The sequence below is a fragment of the Glutamicibacter sp. ZJUTW genome (genome assembly GCF_008370855.1).
GTDB lineage: Bacteria > Actinomycetota > Actinomycetes > Actinomycetales > Micrococcaceae > Glutamicibacter > Glutamicibacter nicotianae.
Genome location: NZ_CP043624.1, coordinates 2,735,522 through 2,750,229, shown reverse-complemented (window position 1 = coordinate 2,750,229; position 14,708 = coordinate 2,735,522). Strand labels below are relative to the sequence as shown.

14 protein-coding genes are annotated in these 14,708 nt (G+C 64.8%); 10 read left to right on the top strand and 4 right to left on the bottom strand.

Annotated elements, in window-relative coordinates:
* Positions 1-102 precede the first annotated feature (102 nt).
* The 3 genes from F0M17_RS12950 (at position 103) to F0M17_RS12940 (ending at position 3,417) form a co-directional block, all read left to right on the top strand.
* A complete protein-coding gene (locus tag F0M17_RS12950; RefSeq protein WP_149597238.1) occupies positions 103-846 on the top strand; it encodes an ABC transporter ATP-binding protein in 744 nt (247 codons plus the stop codon).
* The gene (locus tag F0M17_RS12945) at positions 843-2,168 is read left to right on the top strand and encodes an FtsX-like permease family protein (RefSeq protein WP_149597237.1); all 1,326 of its coding nucleotides are present in this window, start codon (positions 843-845) and stop codon (positions 2,166-2,168) included. The genes F0M17_RS12950 and F0M17_RS12945 overlap by 4 nt, the downstream gene beginning before the upstream one ends.
* Before the next feature lie 190 nt (positions 2,169-2,358).
* Entirely contained in the window at positions 2,359-3,417 is a 1,059-nt protein-coding gene (locus F0M17_RS12940; RefSeq protein ID WP_038993742.1) for an ABC transporter substrate-binding protein, read from the top strand.
* Positions 3,418-3,424: 7 nt separating this feature from the next.
* Here F0M17_RS12940 and F0M17_RS12935 read toward each other — a convergent pair whose 3' ends face one another.
* Positions 3,425-4,210 (bottom strand): MBL fold metallo-hydrolase, encoded by a 786-nt coding sequence (locus F0M17_RS12935; RefSeq protein ID WP_246857061.1) that lies wholly within the window; start codon positions 4,208-4,210, stop codon positions 3,425-3,427.
* Positions 4,211-4,245: 35 nt separating this feature from the next.
* Here F0M17_RS12935 and F0M17_RS12930 point away from each other — a divergent pair, with 35 nt between their 5' ends.
* From F0M17_RS12930 to F0M17_RS12920, 3 genes are read left to right on the top strand one after another with little or no spacing between them, the layout of a single operon-like run.
* On the top strand, positions 4,246-5,295 hold the full coding sequence (locus F0M17_RS12930; RefSeq protein WP_149597235.1) for an iron ABC transporter permease: 1,050 nt from the start codon (positions 4,246-4,248) through the stop codon (positions 5,293-5,295).
* On the top strand, positions 5,292-6,401 hold the full coding sequence (locus F0M17_RS12925; protein WP_246857060.1) for an iron chelate uptake ABC transporter family permease subunit: 1,110 nt from the start codon (positions 5,292-5,294) through the stop codon (positions 6,399-6,401). Before F0M17_RS12930 ends, F0M17_RS12925 begins: the two co-directional genes overlap by 4 nt.
* Positions 6,402-6,404: 3 nt before the next feature.
* Complete coding sequence (locus F0M17_RS12920) at positions 6,405-8,312, top strand: SIP domain-containing protein (RefSeq protein WP_149597234.1); 1,908 nt, start codon at positions 6,405-6,407, stop codon at positions 8,310-8,312.
* A gap of 72 nt (positions 8,313-8,384) precedes the next feature.
* Here F0M17_RS12920 and F0M17_RS12915 read toward each other — a convergent pair whose 3' ends face one another.
* Complete coding sequence (locus F0M17_RS12915; protein WP_149597233.1) at positions 8,385-8,861, bottom strand: MarR family winged helix-turn-helix transcriptional regulator; 477 nt, start codon at positions 8,859-8,861, stop codon at positions 8,385-8,387.
* A 106-nt stretch (positions 8,862-8,967) separates the two neighbouring features.
* Between F0M17_RS12915 and F0M17_RS12910 the strand changes: the two genes are divergently transcribed.
* Positions 8,968-10,812, top strand: a complete 1,845-nt coding sequence (locus F0M17_RS12910) for an ABC transporter ATP-binding protein (protein WP_149597232.1) — start codon at positions 8,968-8,970, stop codon at positions 10,810-10,812.
* Here F0M17_RS12910 and F0M17_RS12905 read toward each other — a convergent pair.
* The gene (locus F0M17_RS12905) at positions 10,809-11,294 is read right to left on the bottom strand and encodes a MarR family winged helix-turn-helix transcriptional regulator (RefSeq protein ID WP_149597231.1); all 486 of its coding nucleotides are present in this window, start codon (positions 11,292-11,294) and stop codon (positions 10,809-10,811) included. The two genes, F0M17_RS12910 and F0M17_RS12905, sit on opposite strands and share 4 nt — an antisense overlap.
* 141 nt (positions 11,295-11,435) lie before the next feature.
* On the opposite strand from F0M17_RS12905, the gene F0M17_RS12900 reads away from it, so the two are divergent.
* Positions 11,436-12,011 (top strand): NADPH-dependent FMN reductase, encoded by a 576-nt coding sequence (locus F0M17_RS12900; RefSeq protein ID WP_149597230.1) that lies wholly within the window; start codon positions 11,436-11,438, stop codon positions 12,009-12,011.
* 124 nt (positions 12,012-12,135) lie between these two features.
* Positions 12,136-13,245 carry a glutathione S-transferase C-terminal domain-containing protein gene (locus F0M17_RS12895; RefSeq protein ID WP_149597229.1) on the top strand — a complete coding sequence of 370 codons (1,110 nt, stop codon included), beginning with the start codon at positions 12,136-12,138 and terminating at the stop codon, positions 13,243-13,245.
* A gap of 71 nt (positions 13,246-13,316) precedes the next feature.
* Here the strand turns inward: F0M17_RS12895 and F0M17_RS12890 are convergent, their stop codons facing one another.
* A complete protein-coding gene (locus F0M17_RS12890) occupies positions 13,317-13,625 on the bottom strand; it encodes a hypothetical protein (RefSeq protein ID WP_100339262.1) in 309 nt (102 codons plus the stop codon).
* Positions 13,626-13,742: 117 nt separating this feature from the next.
* Between F0M17_RS12890 and F0M17_RS12885 the strand changes: the two genes are divergently transcribed.
* On the top strand, positions 13,743-14,651 hold the full coding sequence (locus F0M17_RS12885; protein WP_149597228.1) for an RNase H family protein: 909 nt from the start codon (positions 13,743-13,745) through the stop codon (positions 14,649-14,651).
* Positions 14,652-14,708: the final 57 nt, after the last annotated feature.

Here is a 14,708-nt window from a genome sequence, read left to right as displayed (position 1 = left end):
AACAAGGCGCCGGCAACTCCTACCGGGGGATGAGCCCGGCCGGAGGCGACTTGGCCCCCTGCGCCGATGCGCGTAAGGGCACACGATTGAAAACATTGGGTCATGCTTGAAAATTCCCTTGGCCATCCACCCGTCCTCGACGCTCGCAGACTCTACCGCAGCTTCGGCTCCACCACCGCATTGAACGGCATCGACCTGCAGATTGCACTGGGCCAATCGCTGGCCATCATGGGTCCCTCGGGGTCCGGCAAATCCACGCTGCTGCACGCACTGGCCGGTATCGAACTTCCAGACGCCGGCAGCATCATGCTGAACCTCCCGGGCCGGGCACCGGTGGATATCCAAGGGCTCAAGGACAAGGCGCGCACCAAGCTGCGCCGCGAATCCTTCGGCTTCGTCTTCCAATCCGGACTGCTGATTCCCGAGCTTACCGCCGAGGAAAACGTGGCCATGGCCCTGATGATCAACGGGGTGCCACGCAATGCCGCCATTGCCAGCGCCGGATCAGCGTTGGCCGAACTGGGCCTGGCGGGGATGGAGCAACGCCGCATCGGCCAGCTCTCCGGCGGGCAGCAGCAACGCGTTGCCATAGCCCGCGCACAGGTCACCGGGGCCATGGTGGTCTTCGCCGATGAACCCACCGGCGCCCTGGACTCGACCACGGGATTCGAGGTGCTCGATACCTTGCTGCGCTGCACCGTCGGCGCCGGCAAATCACTGGTGATGGTGACCCACGATCCCAACGTAGCCGCACGCTGCGACCGCATTGTGCAGCTGCAGGACGGCCAGCTGACCAGCGACAGCCTGCACCCGGCGCATGCCGCGAAGGACGGTGCCCAGCAGTGAATATCCTGCACCTTTCATGGATGCTCGGCCGGCCGGAGAAATCCCGGCTGGCACCGCAGATCCTGACCGCCAGCGCCTACGCCATGGTCAGCGCGATCCTGCTGATCGTGCTCGGCGGCGCCTACTCCTTCACCAGTTTCGAGCTCGAAGCCCAGGGAACCTATCTGCCCTTGGCCATCTTCGCCGTGGTGCTGCTGGTGGTCCCGCTGCTGGTGCTCGGCTCGGCCGCGGCCCGGCTTTCCGCACGCTCCAATGACCGGGCCCTGTCATCTTTGCGCTTGCTCGGCGCCACCGGTGCGCAGATCAGCCTCGTGGCAGTGCTCCAGGCAGCAGGCACGGCACTGGCCGGTGCGCTCGCCGGTATCGCGCTGTACTTCCTGGCAGCCCCGTTGGCTTCCTTGATTCCGTTCCAAGGTGCGCCGATCGGCTCAGCCATCTACTTGCCGCTGTGGGTGCTGGCGGTAGCGGTAGCCGCTATCGTGCTCCTCTCGGCGGGCAGTGCAGCTGCCGGCCTGCGCAAGCTGGTCATCACCCCGCTGGCAGTGGCAACCCGCAGCACGGTGCCCACCCCCAGCTGGCTGCGCGCGGTGATCTGTATCGGCGGCATCCTGCTGCTGTACGCGCTGTTCTCGAACATGGGCCAGTTCATGCAGTCCATCGCCGCGATCATCGCAGTGATAGCGGGCGGATTCGGCCTGGGCTTGCTGGTGATGAACCTTCTCGGCCCATACCTGGTGGCCAAGGTGGGCAAGGGCAAGCTGCGCAAGGCCAGCACTCCGCAGCAGCTGCTGGCCGCCCGCATGATCCTGGAAAGCTCTGCCGAGTCCTGGCGCCAGGTCTCCGGGGTGGCCATGGCTTCCTTCGTCGCGGTGGTGGGCGGCAGCGGTGCCGCCCTGATGGCATCGCCCGGCAATGAATTCGGCCAGGGCACCTGGTTGGAGCATGTGCCGGCAGATATCGTCACCGGCGTGCTGGTGACCCTTGCCATCAGCTTCATCTGCGTGGCCGCCTCGGCAGCGATTTCGCAAAGCGCCAGCACCTTGGACCGTGCCCCGCTGTATCGCGGGCTGAACCGCTTGGGCATGCCCTACACGACGATGAACGCCGCGCGCACCAAGTCGATCATGATCCCGGCGCTGACTGCCTCGATCGGTTTCGCCATCGCCTCCACAATCCTCGTGCTGCCCCTGGCCGGGGCCGCCGTCCTGCTCCAGCCGCTGACAGTCATTACGGTCATTGCCTGCGTCGCGCTTGGATTGCTGCTGGTGCGAACGGCAATTTCGGTTGCCGATCCGCAGAAGCTGCTAGCAAGTAGAGAATAAATTCTCTGGTCAGCACGCCGAAATAATGGCCCGATTTGGTTAGGGTCACTTCCGGGCCGGTGATTAGAGACGTTTCGTGTTGCGTAATGCTGACAAAAACGCGTATTGTGGCATACGGCCCGGATAGGCTTGCCTAACCTTGCTGACCGATACGCTTACAGTACCTCGCATAGTCTGGAATTACCGACCCATGAAAAATTCACGTCGCGCCGGAATTTTCGCCGCATCATCCGTCATCCTCGCCCTCGGCCTGACCGCCTGCGGCGCGTCGAGCAACTCGGCGGATCCATCGGCTGACACCTCTGCCAAGGCTGCAGAAGACTTCACCCCGGTCACCATCGAGAACATCTATGGCGAGACCACCATCGAAGAAGTCCCAGAACGCATTGCGACCATCTCGTGGGTCAACGCCGACACCCTGCTGGCACTGGATACCGTGCCGGTAGGCATGGACACCGACACATACGGCATGAACGAGAACAACTCCACCGCGTGGAAGGACGCCGCGCTTCAAGAGCAGGGCGCCGCCATCGGCTCCGAGAACGCTCCCGTGCAGTACAAGGTGGGCGACGACATCGACTACACCGGCATCGCCGCCAGCAAGCCGGATGTCATCTTCGCCCCATACTCGGGCCTGAAGAAGGAGCAGTACGAGAAGCTGCAGGAAATCGCCCCGGTCGTTGGCCCGATTGAGCCGAACTACCTGACCAGCTGGGAGCAGGCTACCGAAGCTGCCGGCCAGATGCTGGGCAAGGAAGAAGAAGCCGACGCCCTGATCGAAGAGATCGAAGGCAAGCTGGCCAAGGTCGGCGAAGACAACCCAGTGCTGAAGGACACCACCTTCATCGCCGCCGACCTGTCCGCTCCGGACACCGCCTATGTCTATTCCGAGGGCGACACCCGCCCGCGCTTCCTGAGCGCGCTGGGCATGACCCAGGCCGAGTACGTGCAGGAGAACGCCGCCAAGGACACCTTCTTCTTCACCGTTTCCCCTGAAAAGGTCAACGAGTGGGATTCGGACATCGTCTTCGCCTCGGCAGTTGCGGGCAACACCATGGACGACATCATCAAGGGCCAGCCGCTGTACGGCCAGATCCCTGCCGCGAAGAACGATGCAGTGGCACTGCCAGGCACCGACGAGGCAACCCTGGCCATCTCCGCGGCATCGCCGCTGTCCATCGAATGGGCACTGGAGAACGTGGTTCCAGGCATCGTGAAGGCTGCCGAAAACGCGGCTGCCGCGAAGTAGCTTCGGGCTAGGGATTCACTGACAGATAGTGCAATTGCGCTTCCAGGGAATGGGTAGCCGCGCCCACCAGGCGCGCATCGAGGTCGGGGTAGACGTGCTCCAGCAATTCTGCTGGCTGCGTGTCGGCCCCGGCCTTGCCGAGTTTCCGCAGCGCCGCGCGCACTTGGTCCAGCCGGGACTGGCGGTGCTCGATGTACATCTGCAGCAGCGGATGCGAGGAGTCGTGCTGTTCGCCGTGTGCCGGATGCAATGCCATGTCGGGCAGCGCCAGCAGCCGCTGCAGGGAGTCCAGGTAATCGGCCAGCGTGCCATCGGGATGCTCCAGGATGGTGGTGCCACGGCCCAGCACGGTATCCCCGGTGAACAGGTGGGCGCGTTCGCCCTGGCGGATGAAGCACACCGAGTCCGAGGTGTGTCCTGGGGTGGAGAGCACCTGGATGCTGGCCCCGGCCGCATGGATCACCTCGCCATCGGCGAGGACCGGCGTATCCCGGCAGTACTCGGGGAGCTTGGCGCGCACCGGCGCCGCGGCCATCCGGCGCAGCGCATCGATGCCTCCGGTGTGATCGGCATGCCGATGGGTAATGAGCACCAGCTGGATGTCGAACACCGCCAAGGCCTGCAGATGCTCTTCGAGCTCGGGGCCCGGGTCGATCAGCACCACCGGTGTTCCCGGCGCGAGTTCGCCCGCAGCCGGGTCGAACAGCAGATACGAATTAGTCCCGTCCAAAGTCATTTCAGAAGGATTCGGCGCGCACAGCACGCCAATACCGGGGGCGATAATAGTGGGCAAGGGAAGAAGAGCCATAGCAATGAGTGTAGGAACCAATGACCGCGACTGAAAGCGTGACGCGCCAGTCACCGGGGGCCGCATCGGCAAAAACCACCCGGAAGCTCGGCGCCGTGCTGCTGCTGATCGCGCTGCTCGCCCTGGCGCTGTTCGCCTCGCTGCTATTGGGCGCGCGCAGCGTCTCGATCGGCACCGTCATCGATGCCATCTGGAATTTCGACCCGTCCAACGGCGACCAGGGCGTGGTCGCCTCCCGCTTTGCCCGCACCGTCGGGGCCATCGTGGTTGGCGCCGCCCTGGGCTTGGCCGGGGCCGGCCTGCAGGGGCTGACCCGCAACCCGCTGGCCGATACCGGCATCCTGGGCCTGAACGCCGGATCCTCCATGGCAGTGGTGCTGGCGATCGCCTTCCTCGGCGTCAGCTCGCTGGGCGGAATCATGGTCGCCGCCTTCATCGGCGCCGCCGGGGTGATGGCGCTGGTCTACCTCGTGGCGAACGTGGGCCGCGACGGCGCCACCCCGATCAAGCTGGCCCTCGGCGGTGCCGCCATGGCGGTGGGCGTCGGGGCGATCACCAACGCGATCCTGATGATTTCCGATGCCACCGTGGACCGCTTCCGCATGTGGCAGGTGGGCACCCTGTCCAGCAGCGGCATCGACATCTTCCTCGGCGCCATTCCCGTGGTGGCCGCCGGCGCGCTGATCGTGCTGTCAACCGCCAGGGCCTCCAATGCCGTGTCCATGGGCGATGACACCGCGATCGCCCTGGGTTTCAACCTGAACCGCGCCCGGCTCATCGGCTCCATCGGCGTGGTCATTCTCGCCGGCACAGCTACCGCTGTGGCCGGGCCCATCGCCTTCGTCGGCCTGATGATCCCGCATGCGGTGCGCCTGCTGGTCGGTTCCGACTACCGCTGGCTGATGCCGGCATGCCTGATCGCCGGTCCGATCCTGCTGCTGGTCGCTGACACGGTGGGACGGATCATCGCCCCGCCCAGCGAGATCCAGGTAGGCGTCATGTGCGCCATGCTCGGCGGACCGATCTTCATCATCATGATGCGCAGCGGCATGAAGTCGGTGAGCCTGTGAGCACGAGCGAAATGGAAGCAACCACCATGGCCCAGCCGACCAGTACCGGGGACGCGGACGTGCCGGCGAAGCCGCCGGCTGCCGCCCAGTCCGGCACGACGCTGGCGGCCCGGCGCCGCTCCCGCGTGCGCCGCACCGCCCTGTGGATGGTCGTGGCGCTGGTGCTGGCCATCGCCGCCTACCTGTTCTGGGGACGGGACCGACTTCCGGCGGCCGAGGTGTTCCAGGTGCTTGGCGGCGAGAAGGTGCCGGGCACCAGCTTCATCATCATGTCCGACCGCCTGCCGCGCATCGCCGTGGGCGTGCTCGCCGGTGCTGGCCTGGGCATTTCCGGTGCGCTGTTCCAGCGCTGGCTGGGCAACCCGCTGGCCAGCCCCGACGTGATCGGCGTGGGCTACGGCGCCTCGGCGGCCGCCGTCTTCGCCATGATCATCCTCGGCTACACCGACTGGAAGCTCAACGCCTTCTCGCTGGCCGGCGGGCTGCTGGTCGCCGCGCTGATCTATTGGCTCTCGGCCGCGGGCAAGCGCACCGGGTCCCGGCTGATCCTGGCCGGCTTGGCCATCGGCGCAATGCTGCAGGCGCTGATCCAGTACCTGCTCACCCAGGCGCAGGTGAACACCGCCAGCGATGTCATGCACTGGTTGACCGGTTCACTGGCCAGCAGCAACTGGGAGAACGCGCTGCTGCTGCTGGTCTCCCTCGGCGCCATCGGCATCTTGCTGCTGCCGCTGGTGCTGCGCCAGCTGAAGATGCTGGAGCTGGGCGAGGACGCCGCGGCGGCCCTGGGCCTGCATGTCGGCTGGGCCCGTGCCCTGCTGGTCTTCTTGGCCGTGGCCATGGGCGCCCTGCCGATCGCCGTCACCGGGCCGATGGCGTTCGTCGCCTTCCTGGCCGGCCCGATTACCGCCGCGCTGACCCGCGGACCGATCAACATCCTGCTGGCCGGCCTGACCGGTGCCACGCTGGTGACCATCGCCAATTTCTTTGCCGCGAACTTGTTCGCGGACCTGTCGCTGCCGGTGGGCGTTATCACCGGCGCATTCGGTGCACCCTTCCTGATTTGGATTCTGGTGCGCGCCAACTCAACTGGAAGCGGGGCATAACCCATGGCCACTTTGCAGGCTAGCGATCTGACCTTGGCCTATGACAAGGTCACCATCGTCGACGAGCTGTCGCTGGATATCCCCACCGGGCAGGTGAGCATCGTCGTCGGAGCCAACGGCTGCGGCAAGTCCACCCTGCTGCGCGCCCTCTCCAGGCTGCTGAAGCCGGCCGGGGGGCAGGTGCTCCTGGACGGCGCGGATATCCACTCGAAGCCGGCCAAGGTAGTCGCCAAGACCCTGGGCCTGCTGCCGCAGTCGCCGACGGCCCCGGATGGCATTACCGCCCGCGAGCTGATCAGTCGCGGCCGCTACCCGCACCAGGGCCTGTTCAAGCGCTTCTCCGCCGAGGACGAGGCGGCGGTGAACCGCGCCATGGAACTGACCGGCACCACCGAGCTGGCCGACCGCTCGGTGGACGAGCTCTCCGGCGGGCAGCGCCAGCGCGTCTGGATCGCCATGGCCCTGGCCCAGGAGACCGACCTGCTGCTGCTCGATGAGCCGACCACCTTCTTGGACGTGGCGCACCAGCTCGAAGTCCTGGATGTGGTCAGCGAGCTGAACCGCAGCCGCGGGATCACCGTGGTGATCGTGCTGCACGATCTGAACCTGGCTGCCCGCTACGCCGACTACCTGGTGGCCCTGCGCCACGGCAAGATCTACGCCGCCGGCCACCCCAACGACGTGGTCACCGAAAAGACTGTCAAGGATGTCTTCGGCATGCCAAGCCGCGTGATCCCGGACCCGGTGGGCGGCACCCCGCTGGTGCTGCCCATTGGCCGGCACCGCGTGCTGCGCACCGAACAGGTCCTGGCCACCAAGGGGATCTACCGCAGCGAAGCGTCGGCGCGGGACACCGTGGCGAAGCAGGCCGCCAGCGTGAAGGAAGCCGCCGAAGCCGCGGCCCAGCTCGATCCGCAGGCCATGCGCCCGGCCCATGAGCATGTGCCGACCTTGGCTTTCGACACCACGGTCGTCAAGAGCCAGCAGCTGGCCCCGTCCTTCCGCCGGCTCACCGTCAGCGGCGAGGACCTGGAATACTTCGGCACCAACAGCCACCCTTTGGATATGCGCATCAAGCTGCTGCTGCCGCCGGCCGGCGGAACCGCGCTGACGGACGAGATCGCCTCTATGCGCCCGGAGGCGCTGACCAGCCCGGCCGAGCAGCAGGGCTGGTACAAGCGCTGGCTGTCCATTGATCCGGACACCCGCGGCTACATGCGCACCTATACGGTGCGGGCCTTCCGCGAGGCAGGGCACCGGGACAATATCGGGGCCACCGCGGAGCTGGACATCGACTTCGTGATGCACGGGCATATCGTGGACGGCCAGCTGCAGGGCGGACCAGCGACGGAATTCGGCGACCGGGCCAAGGTCGGCGACCAGCTCTTGCTGCTGGGCCCGAACAAGACCCTGAACGACTCCACCTACGGCGGCATCGAGTTCCGCCGCGGCGAGGCAACCCGCGTGGTGCTGGCCGGCGACGAAACCGCCGCCCCGGCGATCTGCGCGATCCTCGAAGAGCTGCCGTCGAACGTCACCGGCCATGCGCTGATCGAGGTTCCGGAGACCACCGACATCCTCGGTGCTTCCACCCGCTCGGGCGTCTCGGTGCAGTGGCTGACCCGCGGCAGCCACGAGCATGGAGAATTGCTGCAGGCCGCCTTGCGCCAGGTGGTCGCGATTCCGGCCGCCGGAGTGGTGCATACCAATGCCGAGCCGGAAGATATCGATGTGGATGCCGACATCCTGTGGGAGACCGGCCAAGCGAACACCGCGCCGTTCTACGCATGGATTGCCGGCGAGGCCGGCACGGTCAAGGAAATGCGCCGTTATCTGGTGCGCGATGCCGGCGTGGACCGCAAGCAGGTGGCCTTCATGGGCTACTGGCGCCGCGGAAAGACCGAGAACTAGGCGGCAGCGTCAACCAGAACCAGGGCCCCGGCACACTGTGCCGGGGCCCTGGTTCGTTCTGGCAGCGGTCCGCTATTTTTCTTTGGCCGGGTTCTGGCACGCGCCGCGTGCAGGCCGCGGGTTTTCGCGGTCGAGGATTGCCAGAAGCCGGGTGAGCTCGGCGCGATCCTCGTCGTCGAGTTTGTCGAAGTAGCCATCCATGCTGGAACGGCGCAGCTCGGCAAGCTCCCCGAGCTGGGCGCGGCCCGTGTCGCTGAGCGCGATCAGCGTGGCCCGGCGGTCCGCTGGATCCGGGGTGCGCACGACCAATTTCTTGGCCTCCAGCTGGTCGACCACCTCAGTGGTCGAGCGGGCGGCAATATGCAATCGTTCTGCAAGCTGCGAGTTGCGCAGCCCTGCGTCTTCGGCGCGGGCCAACAGGGTCAGCACCCGTGATTGGTGCGGGGTGATGCCCAGGGGAATCAAGCTGTCCCTCCACCTGCCGCGAAGCATGCGCGAAGCGTGGAGGAAAAGATCTGCCAAGTCAGGCTTGGACTCGTCGTTCTGCATGTTTTCAAGAATAGTGTGTTTCTGCGGACATTTTCAAGATGCAACCACATAGTGAGGTTCCCTCTGTTATTCTGGACTTGGGAAATCCAGGACAAGGAGAGGGCTTATGAGCGCTATGGGAATGCCAGGTCCGCATCCAGGCGGTGGCGGACGGGGCCGGTCCGCGGATGCCGCAAAGGACAAGCAGTGGCTCTCCGAGCATCCGGTGTCGCTCGCACGCATCGCCGGGCTCTTCCGTCCTCATCTGGGATCGGTGATTGCGGTCATGCTGCTGATCGTGGCATCCTCGATCATCGGCTTGGCCCAGCCGTTCATCATCCGGGAACTCATTGACGACGCCATTCCCCACAGCAACGTCCGATTGCTGCTCTGGGGCGCCGGGGGACTGGTGCTGATCGCCTTGGCCACCGCGATCCTGGAAGTCCTCCAGACCTGGCGGGCAACCCTGATGGGCCAACGTGTCATGCATGGACTGCGGACCGGGCTGTTCACGCACCTGCAGAAGCAATCCCTGGGTTTCTTCACCAACTCCCGCTCCGGGGACGTGCAGTCCCGCCTGGTCAACGACGTGGGGCAGATGCAATCGGTGATCACCAATTCGGCCACGAGCATTGCCTCGAACCTGACCACGGTCGTTGCCACCGCCTGCGCGATGGTGGCGATTTCGTGGAAGCTGAGCCTGATCTCCCTGGTCGTCCTGCCGCCAGCAGTGCTGCTGGCCAAGCAAACCGCGAAGCTGCGCCGCGCCGTGACAGGAAAGCGCCAGCGCGAGATGTCCAACTTGACCTCGCTGATCGAAGAACGCCTGAGCATCTCCGGGGTCCGGCTCTCCAAGATCATGGGCACCGGTACCGCCGATGCCCAAGCTTTCGGAGACTCCAGCCGCAAGCTCATCGACCTGGAAATGAAAAGCGCCTTGGCCGGGCGATGGCGCATGGCCACGATGAGCATCATCTTCGCTGCCATCCCCGCGGTGCTCTACATCGTGGCAGGCCTGCCCGTGACCGGGCAGGGCATGAGCATCGGCACCCTGGTGGCCTTCACCGGGTTGCAGGCCGGGATCTTCCGCCCGGTCATGGGCCTGATGCAGATTTCGGTCCAGTGGATCTCGGCCATGGCCCTGTTCAGCCGCGTCTTCGAATACCTCGATACCGACCAGGCGCTGCCGGTAGCCGAGCATCCGCGGGCGGTTGAACCCGCGAAGCTGCGCGGCGAAGTGGAGTTGCGCAATGTCAGTTTCCGCTACCCCGAAGCTGATCGCGCCACCCTGGATCAGCTGAATTTGGAGCTCGAAGCCGGGACCATGACCGCGGTGGTTGGCGCTACCGGCTCGGGCAAATCCACCCTGGGATCCTTGCTGCCCCGGTTGCTTGATCCCACCGAGGGCCAGGTGCTGCTCGACGGCATTGACCTGAAGGAATTCGAACCCGAGGGGATCGCGCAGGCGGTCTCCGTGGTGGCTCAGGAAAGCTACCTGCTGCATGCCTCGATTCGTGAGAACCTCTTGTGGGCGGCGCCGGAGGCAACGGAAGAAGAGCTCTGGGATGCATTGGAAGCCGCGCAGATGGCGCGACTGATCCGCAGCCTGCCGCACGGCCTGGAAACACAGGTGGGGCAGCGCGGGCACCGCTTCTCCGGTGGCGAGCAGCAGCGACTGGCCATTGCCCGCACCATGCTGCGCAAGCCGAAGGTGCTGGTGCTCGATGAAGCCACCAGTGCGCTGGATACCGTCACCGAGGCGCTGGTGCAGCGGGCGCTGGATGAGCTGGCGATGGGGCGCACAACCTTGCTCATCGCGCACCGGTTGAGCACGGTGATGCGGGCGGACCGCATCGTGGTGCTGGAGGATGGACGGATTGCCGAATCCGGTACCTTTGATGAACTGGTCCAGCGCGGGGGCCAGTTCGCCCAGCTGGTAGCCAAGAGCGAACTGGCCCAGAGGACCAGCTAGCACTCGTCCGGTTTCAGGCCCTGCTGCTCCAGGGAGGCCAGGATCTTGGGCAGCGCCGATTCGAAGGCGGTGCGCTCGGACGGCTCCAGCGAGTCGAAGATGGTTTCACGCACGAAGCTTACGTGGCTTGGCGCGGCCTCTTCGATGGTTTGGCGCCCTTGGGCGGTCAGCGTGATCTGGTGCCCGCGGCGGTCGGTTTCATCCGAGCAGCGGCTGATCAGGCCCTTGGCTTCCATGCGGCGCAGCAGGTGGGAGAGGCGGGAGCGATCCCAGCGCAATGCGGTGGCCACGTCGGCCGGGCGCAGGCTCGGCTCGGCCGTTTCCGAGAGCACGGCCAGCACCGAGTATTCGCCGGACTGCATATTCGAATCGCGGAGCATCTGGCGGTCCATGGCGCTGGGGAACTGCCAGAGGAATTCGCGCAGGGTACGCCAGAGGTCCTGCTCGCTATCGGTGAGCCAGCGGGTCTCTTCGCTCTTCATTCTCTTTCCTAACCATGTTCTGCCCAACGGGGATGCTGAAATATTGTTGACGCATCAATTATCTCCTGTATAGTGGGATTTGGCAAGAGATGATGACGTGTCAACTAAAGTGGTTGGCCGCAGAGCTCCAAGGAGATTGAATTGTCGAAGATCGCTATCGTTACCGGTTCCACCCGTCCAGGCCGCGTCAACCAGTCTGTCGCGCAATGGGTGCTGGCCAAGGCCGAGGAATTCGGCGGTGCCGACTATGAGCTGGTGGACATCGTGGATTTCAACCTGCCGATTCTCGATGAGCCCTTCCCGGCCGCCTACCAGAACTACCAGAACGACCACACCAAGGCCTTCGCCGCCAAGATGAGTGAATTCGACGGCTACATTTTCATTGTTGGCGAGTACAACCACTCTGTCCAGCCTGCCTTGGCCAACGCGCTGAGCTACCTGAATGCCGAGCTGAACAACAAGGCCGCAGGCATGGTCGGCTACGGCTCCGCCATGGGTTCGCGCGCGGTGGAGCACCTGCGTGGAATCCTCTCCGAACTGCAGATCGCCCATGTGCAGAAGACCGGCATGTTCTCGCTGTTCACCGACTTCGAGAACTTCTCCACCTTCGCACCGACCGAGCAGTCCGCTGGCAGCGTGCAGCCGATGTTAGAGCAGCTTCTGGCCTGGAGCAAGGCCATGGCGACCGTGCGCGACAGCGCCTCGGTCAACGCCTAAGGAAGATCGAATATGGCGGGGTGCTGGCAATCGGCACCCTGCCATTTCCAAACCTGTCCAACTGCCATAGTCTCGACATGAATGGTTTATGCATGGGACCGCAAAATTCTTTGGAAGGAATGCGATGAGCGACGAATACTCGACCAAGGGCTCCTACGTCACCGGCGGAGAATTCACCCGGGACACCAACTACATCCAGGACCGCATCGTCGCTGATGCCAGCGCCGAGCACTATGGGCACAAGGACAGCCACAGCAAGATCGGGCATCCCGACGCAGGGCTGTCCGAAGGCGCCCAGCTCTGGCCGGTGGAGGCCGGCCGCTACCGTCTGGTGGCCGCCCGCGCGTGCCCATGGGCCAACCGGACCCTGATAGTCCGCCGCCTGCTGGGCCTGGAAGACGCGCTGTCCATCGGACTGCCCGGTCCCACCCACGATGCGCGCAGCTGGACCTTCGACCTGGATCCGGAGGGCAAGGATCCGGTGCTGGGCACCGAGCGGGTCCAGGAAAACTACTTCAAGCGCTTTGCCGATTATCCACGCGGGATCACCGTTCCGGCCATTGTCGATATCCCCACCGGCGCGGTTGTCACCAACGACTACCCGCAAATCACCTGGGACATGTCCACGCAGTGGAAGGAATTCCATCGTGAAGGCGCACCGGATCTCATTGCCCATGACCAGCTCGATGAGATGCTGCCGCTGATCAAGCGGATTTTCACCGAGGTGAATAACGGCGTCTACCGTGCCGGGTTCGCGGGGGACCAGAAGTCCTACGACGACGCCTACGACAGGCTATTCACCACGTTGGACTACCTCGAAGAACGGCTATCCACCCGCCGCTTCCTCATGGGCGATTACATCACCGAGGCCGACGTGCGGTTGTTCACCACCTTGGCGCGATTCGACCCGGTCTACCACGGCCACTTCAAGGCCAATCGCAACAAGCTCATCGACATGCCCAACCTCTGGGGGTACGCCCGGGATCTGTTCCAAACCCCAGGCTTTGGCGACACCATCGACTTCGAGCAGATCAAGGCCCACTACTATGTGGTCCACGAAGACATCAACCCGACCGGGATCATTCCGAAGGGACCGGATCTGGCGAACTGGCTCGAAGCCCCGGACCGGGAAGAACTGGCAGAGCACGGCCCGTTCCTGAACGGCACGGCACCGGGCGAAGTCCGTGCCGAGGAACGCGTCCAGGCAGGACACAACCCGCTGTACCCTGCCTAGGCTCCGGAAGAACCAGCCTGGCGGCCCAGGAGCAGCTCCATCCCATGGAGCGGATCCCGGGCCGCTGCGCTTTATTCGAAGTCGAAGCCCTGGGCTTCGCACGCCTCCTGGAATGCTGCCAAGTCGGTGATCTTCGGCGTGCCGGCGTCATCGGTGGCCACGGCAGCGCTGATTTCTCCGGTCGTGGCCTTCGCCCCGTGCTCAGCGGCTTTCGCCATGTTCGTCGCGCCCATGCCCTCGGGGTCAACCATGCCCCCGCCAAAGTGCACGCACGCGGTATGGCCCTGCGGATCCTGCTCGCGCAGCTCATCGATCGACGGGCCGCCGCAAGCGGTGAGCGCCAAGGCTAGGGTGGCCAGTACAGGCATAATTTTCTTCACAACCCAATCCTAGGCATGGATCCGCTGGGATGCTGTGTTCCGCTCTGCAGGAATTCGCTGGCGACATGGCCCTATGCCTGGAACCCCGCGGTGCGGTGAACGTGGCAGGATTAAACCATGACAATCATTGCAGCGGCGGATGGATCAGCCCTAGGGAATCCCGGACCAGCAGGTTGGGCCTGGTACGTGGACCAGGACAACTGGGCCGCTGGCGGTTGGGACCACGGAACCAACAACATGGGCGAGCTCCAGGCGGTGCTCGAGCTCTTCCGGGCTACCGAGCACCTGCCAGACGAAGAACTGAAGATCCTGTGCGACTCGCAGTACGCGATCAACTGCATCAGCAAATGGATGCCAGGGTGGAAGAAAAAGGGCTGGAAGAAGGCCGACGGCAAACCGGTACTGAACCAGGACATCCTCAAGGAACTGGATCAGGCCATTTCCGGGCGCAAATACACTTTTGAATGGGTCAAGGGCCATGCCGGCCATGAGCTGAACGAGGCAGCAGACGGACATGCCCGCGCGGCTGCCACCGCGCACCAGCAGGGCACGGCAGTAGAGGCTGGACCCGGCTACACTGCCGGTGGATCAGCCTCGTCCGGCTCTCCGGCTGAGACGGAGGCGGCACCAGCACCGGCGGAAGAAACCGCTGCCACGCCAGAACCCGGCATGGACATCGCGGCCGCCGCCTATGAGCTGGAGCAGGGTTTTCTCGACCCGCAGATCCGCGCCAGCTTCGCCGAGCTGAACGACTTCCTGCACCCCGGCTATCAGGAAGTGACCCGGCATGGGGGCCTGCTGGACGTGGCCACGGTCCGATCCATGCTGGAATCCGGGGTGGCACTGCCAAGCACCGGTGCGGTGCAGGTGCTTGCGGCGCGCGAAGTGGATGCGCAGATGGTGCTGCTCGCCTACCGCATGAAGCCCGCGGATTCCCCGGTGCTCGTGGTCTCGTCGTGGTGGCAACGCACCGAACGCGGCCTGAAGCTTCGTTTCCGCCAGGAAACCGTTGAGCAGGCGGCGTAGAAAACGCGCTTAACGCAGCAATGCCCGCCGAATCAATCGGCGGGCATCGCTGCATTA

Excerpts from the sequence above, each read along its gene's own strand:
- F0M17_RS12910 (WP_149597232.1), top strand. The coding sequence starts at position 8,968 with ATGAGCGCTATGGGAATGCCAGGTCCGCATCCAGGCGGTGGCGGACGG.
- F0M17_RS12895 (WP_149597229.1), top strand. The coding sequence starts at position 12,136 with ATGAGCGACGAATACTCGACCAAGGGCTCCTACGTCACCGGCGGAGAA.
- F0M17_RS12920 (WP_149597234.1), top strand. The coding sequence starts at position 6,405 with ATGGCCACTTTGCAGGCTAGCGATCTGACCTTGGCCTATGACAAGGTC.
- F0M17_RS12940 (WP_038993742.1), top strand. The coding sequence starts at position 2,359 with ATGAAAAATTCACGTCGCGCCGGAATTTTCGCCGCATCATCCGTCATC.
- F0M17_RS12950 (WP_149597238.1), top strand. The coding sequence starts at position 103 with ATGCTTGAAAATTCCCTTGGCCATCCACCCGTCCTCGACGCTCGCAGA.
- F0M17_RS12915 (WP_149597233.1), bottom strand. The coding sequence starts at position 8,861 with ATGCAGAACGACGAGTCCAAGCCTGACTTGGCAGATCTTTTCCTCCAC.
- F0M17_RS12930 (WP_149597235.1), top strand. The coding sequence starts at position 4,246 with ATGACCGCGACTGAAAGCGTGACGCGCCAGTCACCGGGGGCCGCATCG.
- F0M17_RS12905 (WP_149597231.1), bottom strand. The coding sequence starts at position 11,294 with ATGAAGAGCGAAGAGACCCGCTGGCTCACCGATAGCGAGCAGGACCTC.
- F0M17_RS12885 (WP_149597228.1), top strand. The coding sequence starts at position 13,743 with ATGACAATCATTGCAGCGGCGGATGGATCAGCCCTAGGGAATCCCGGA.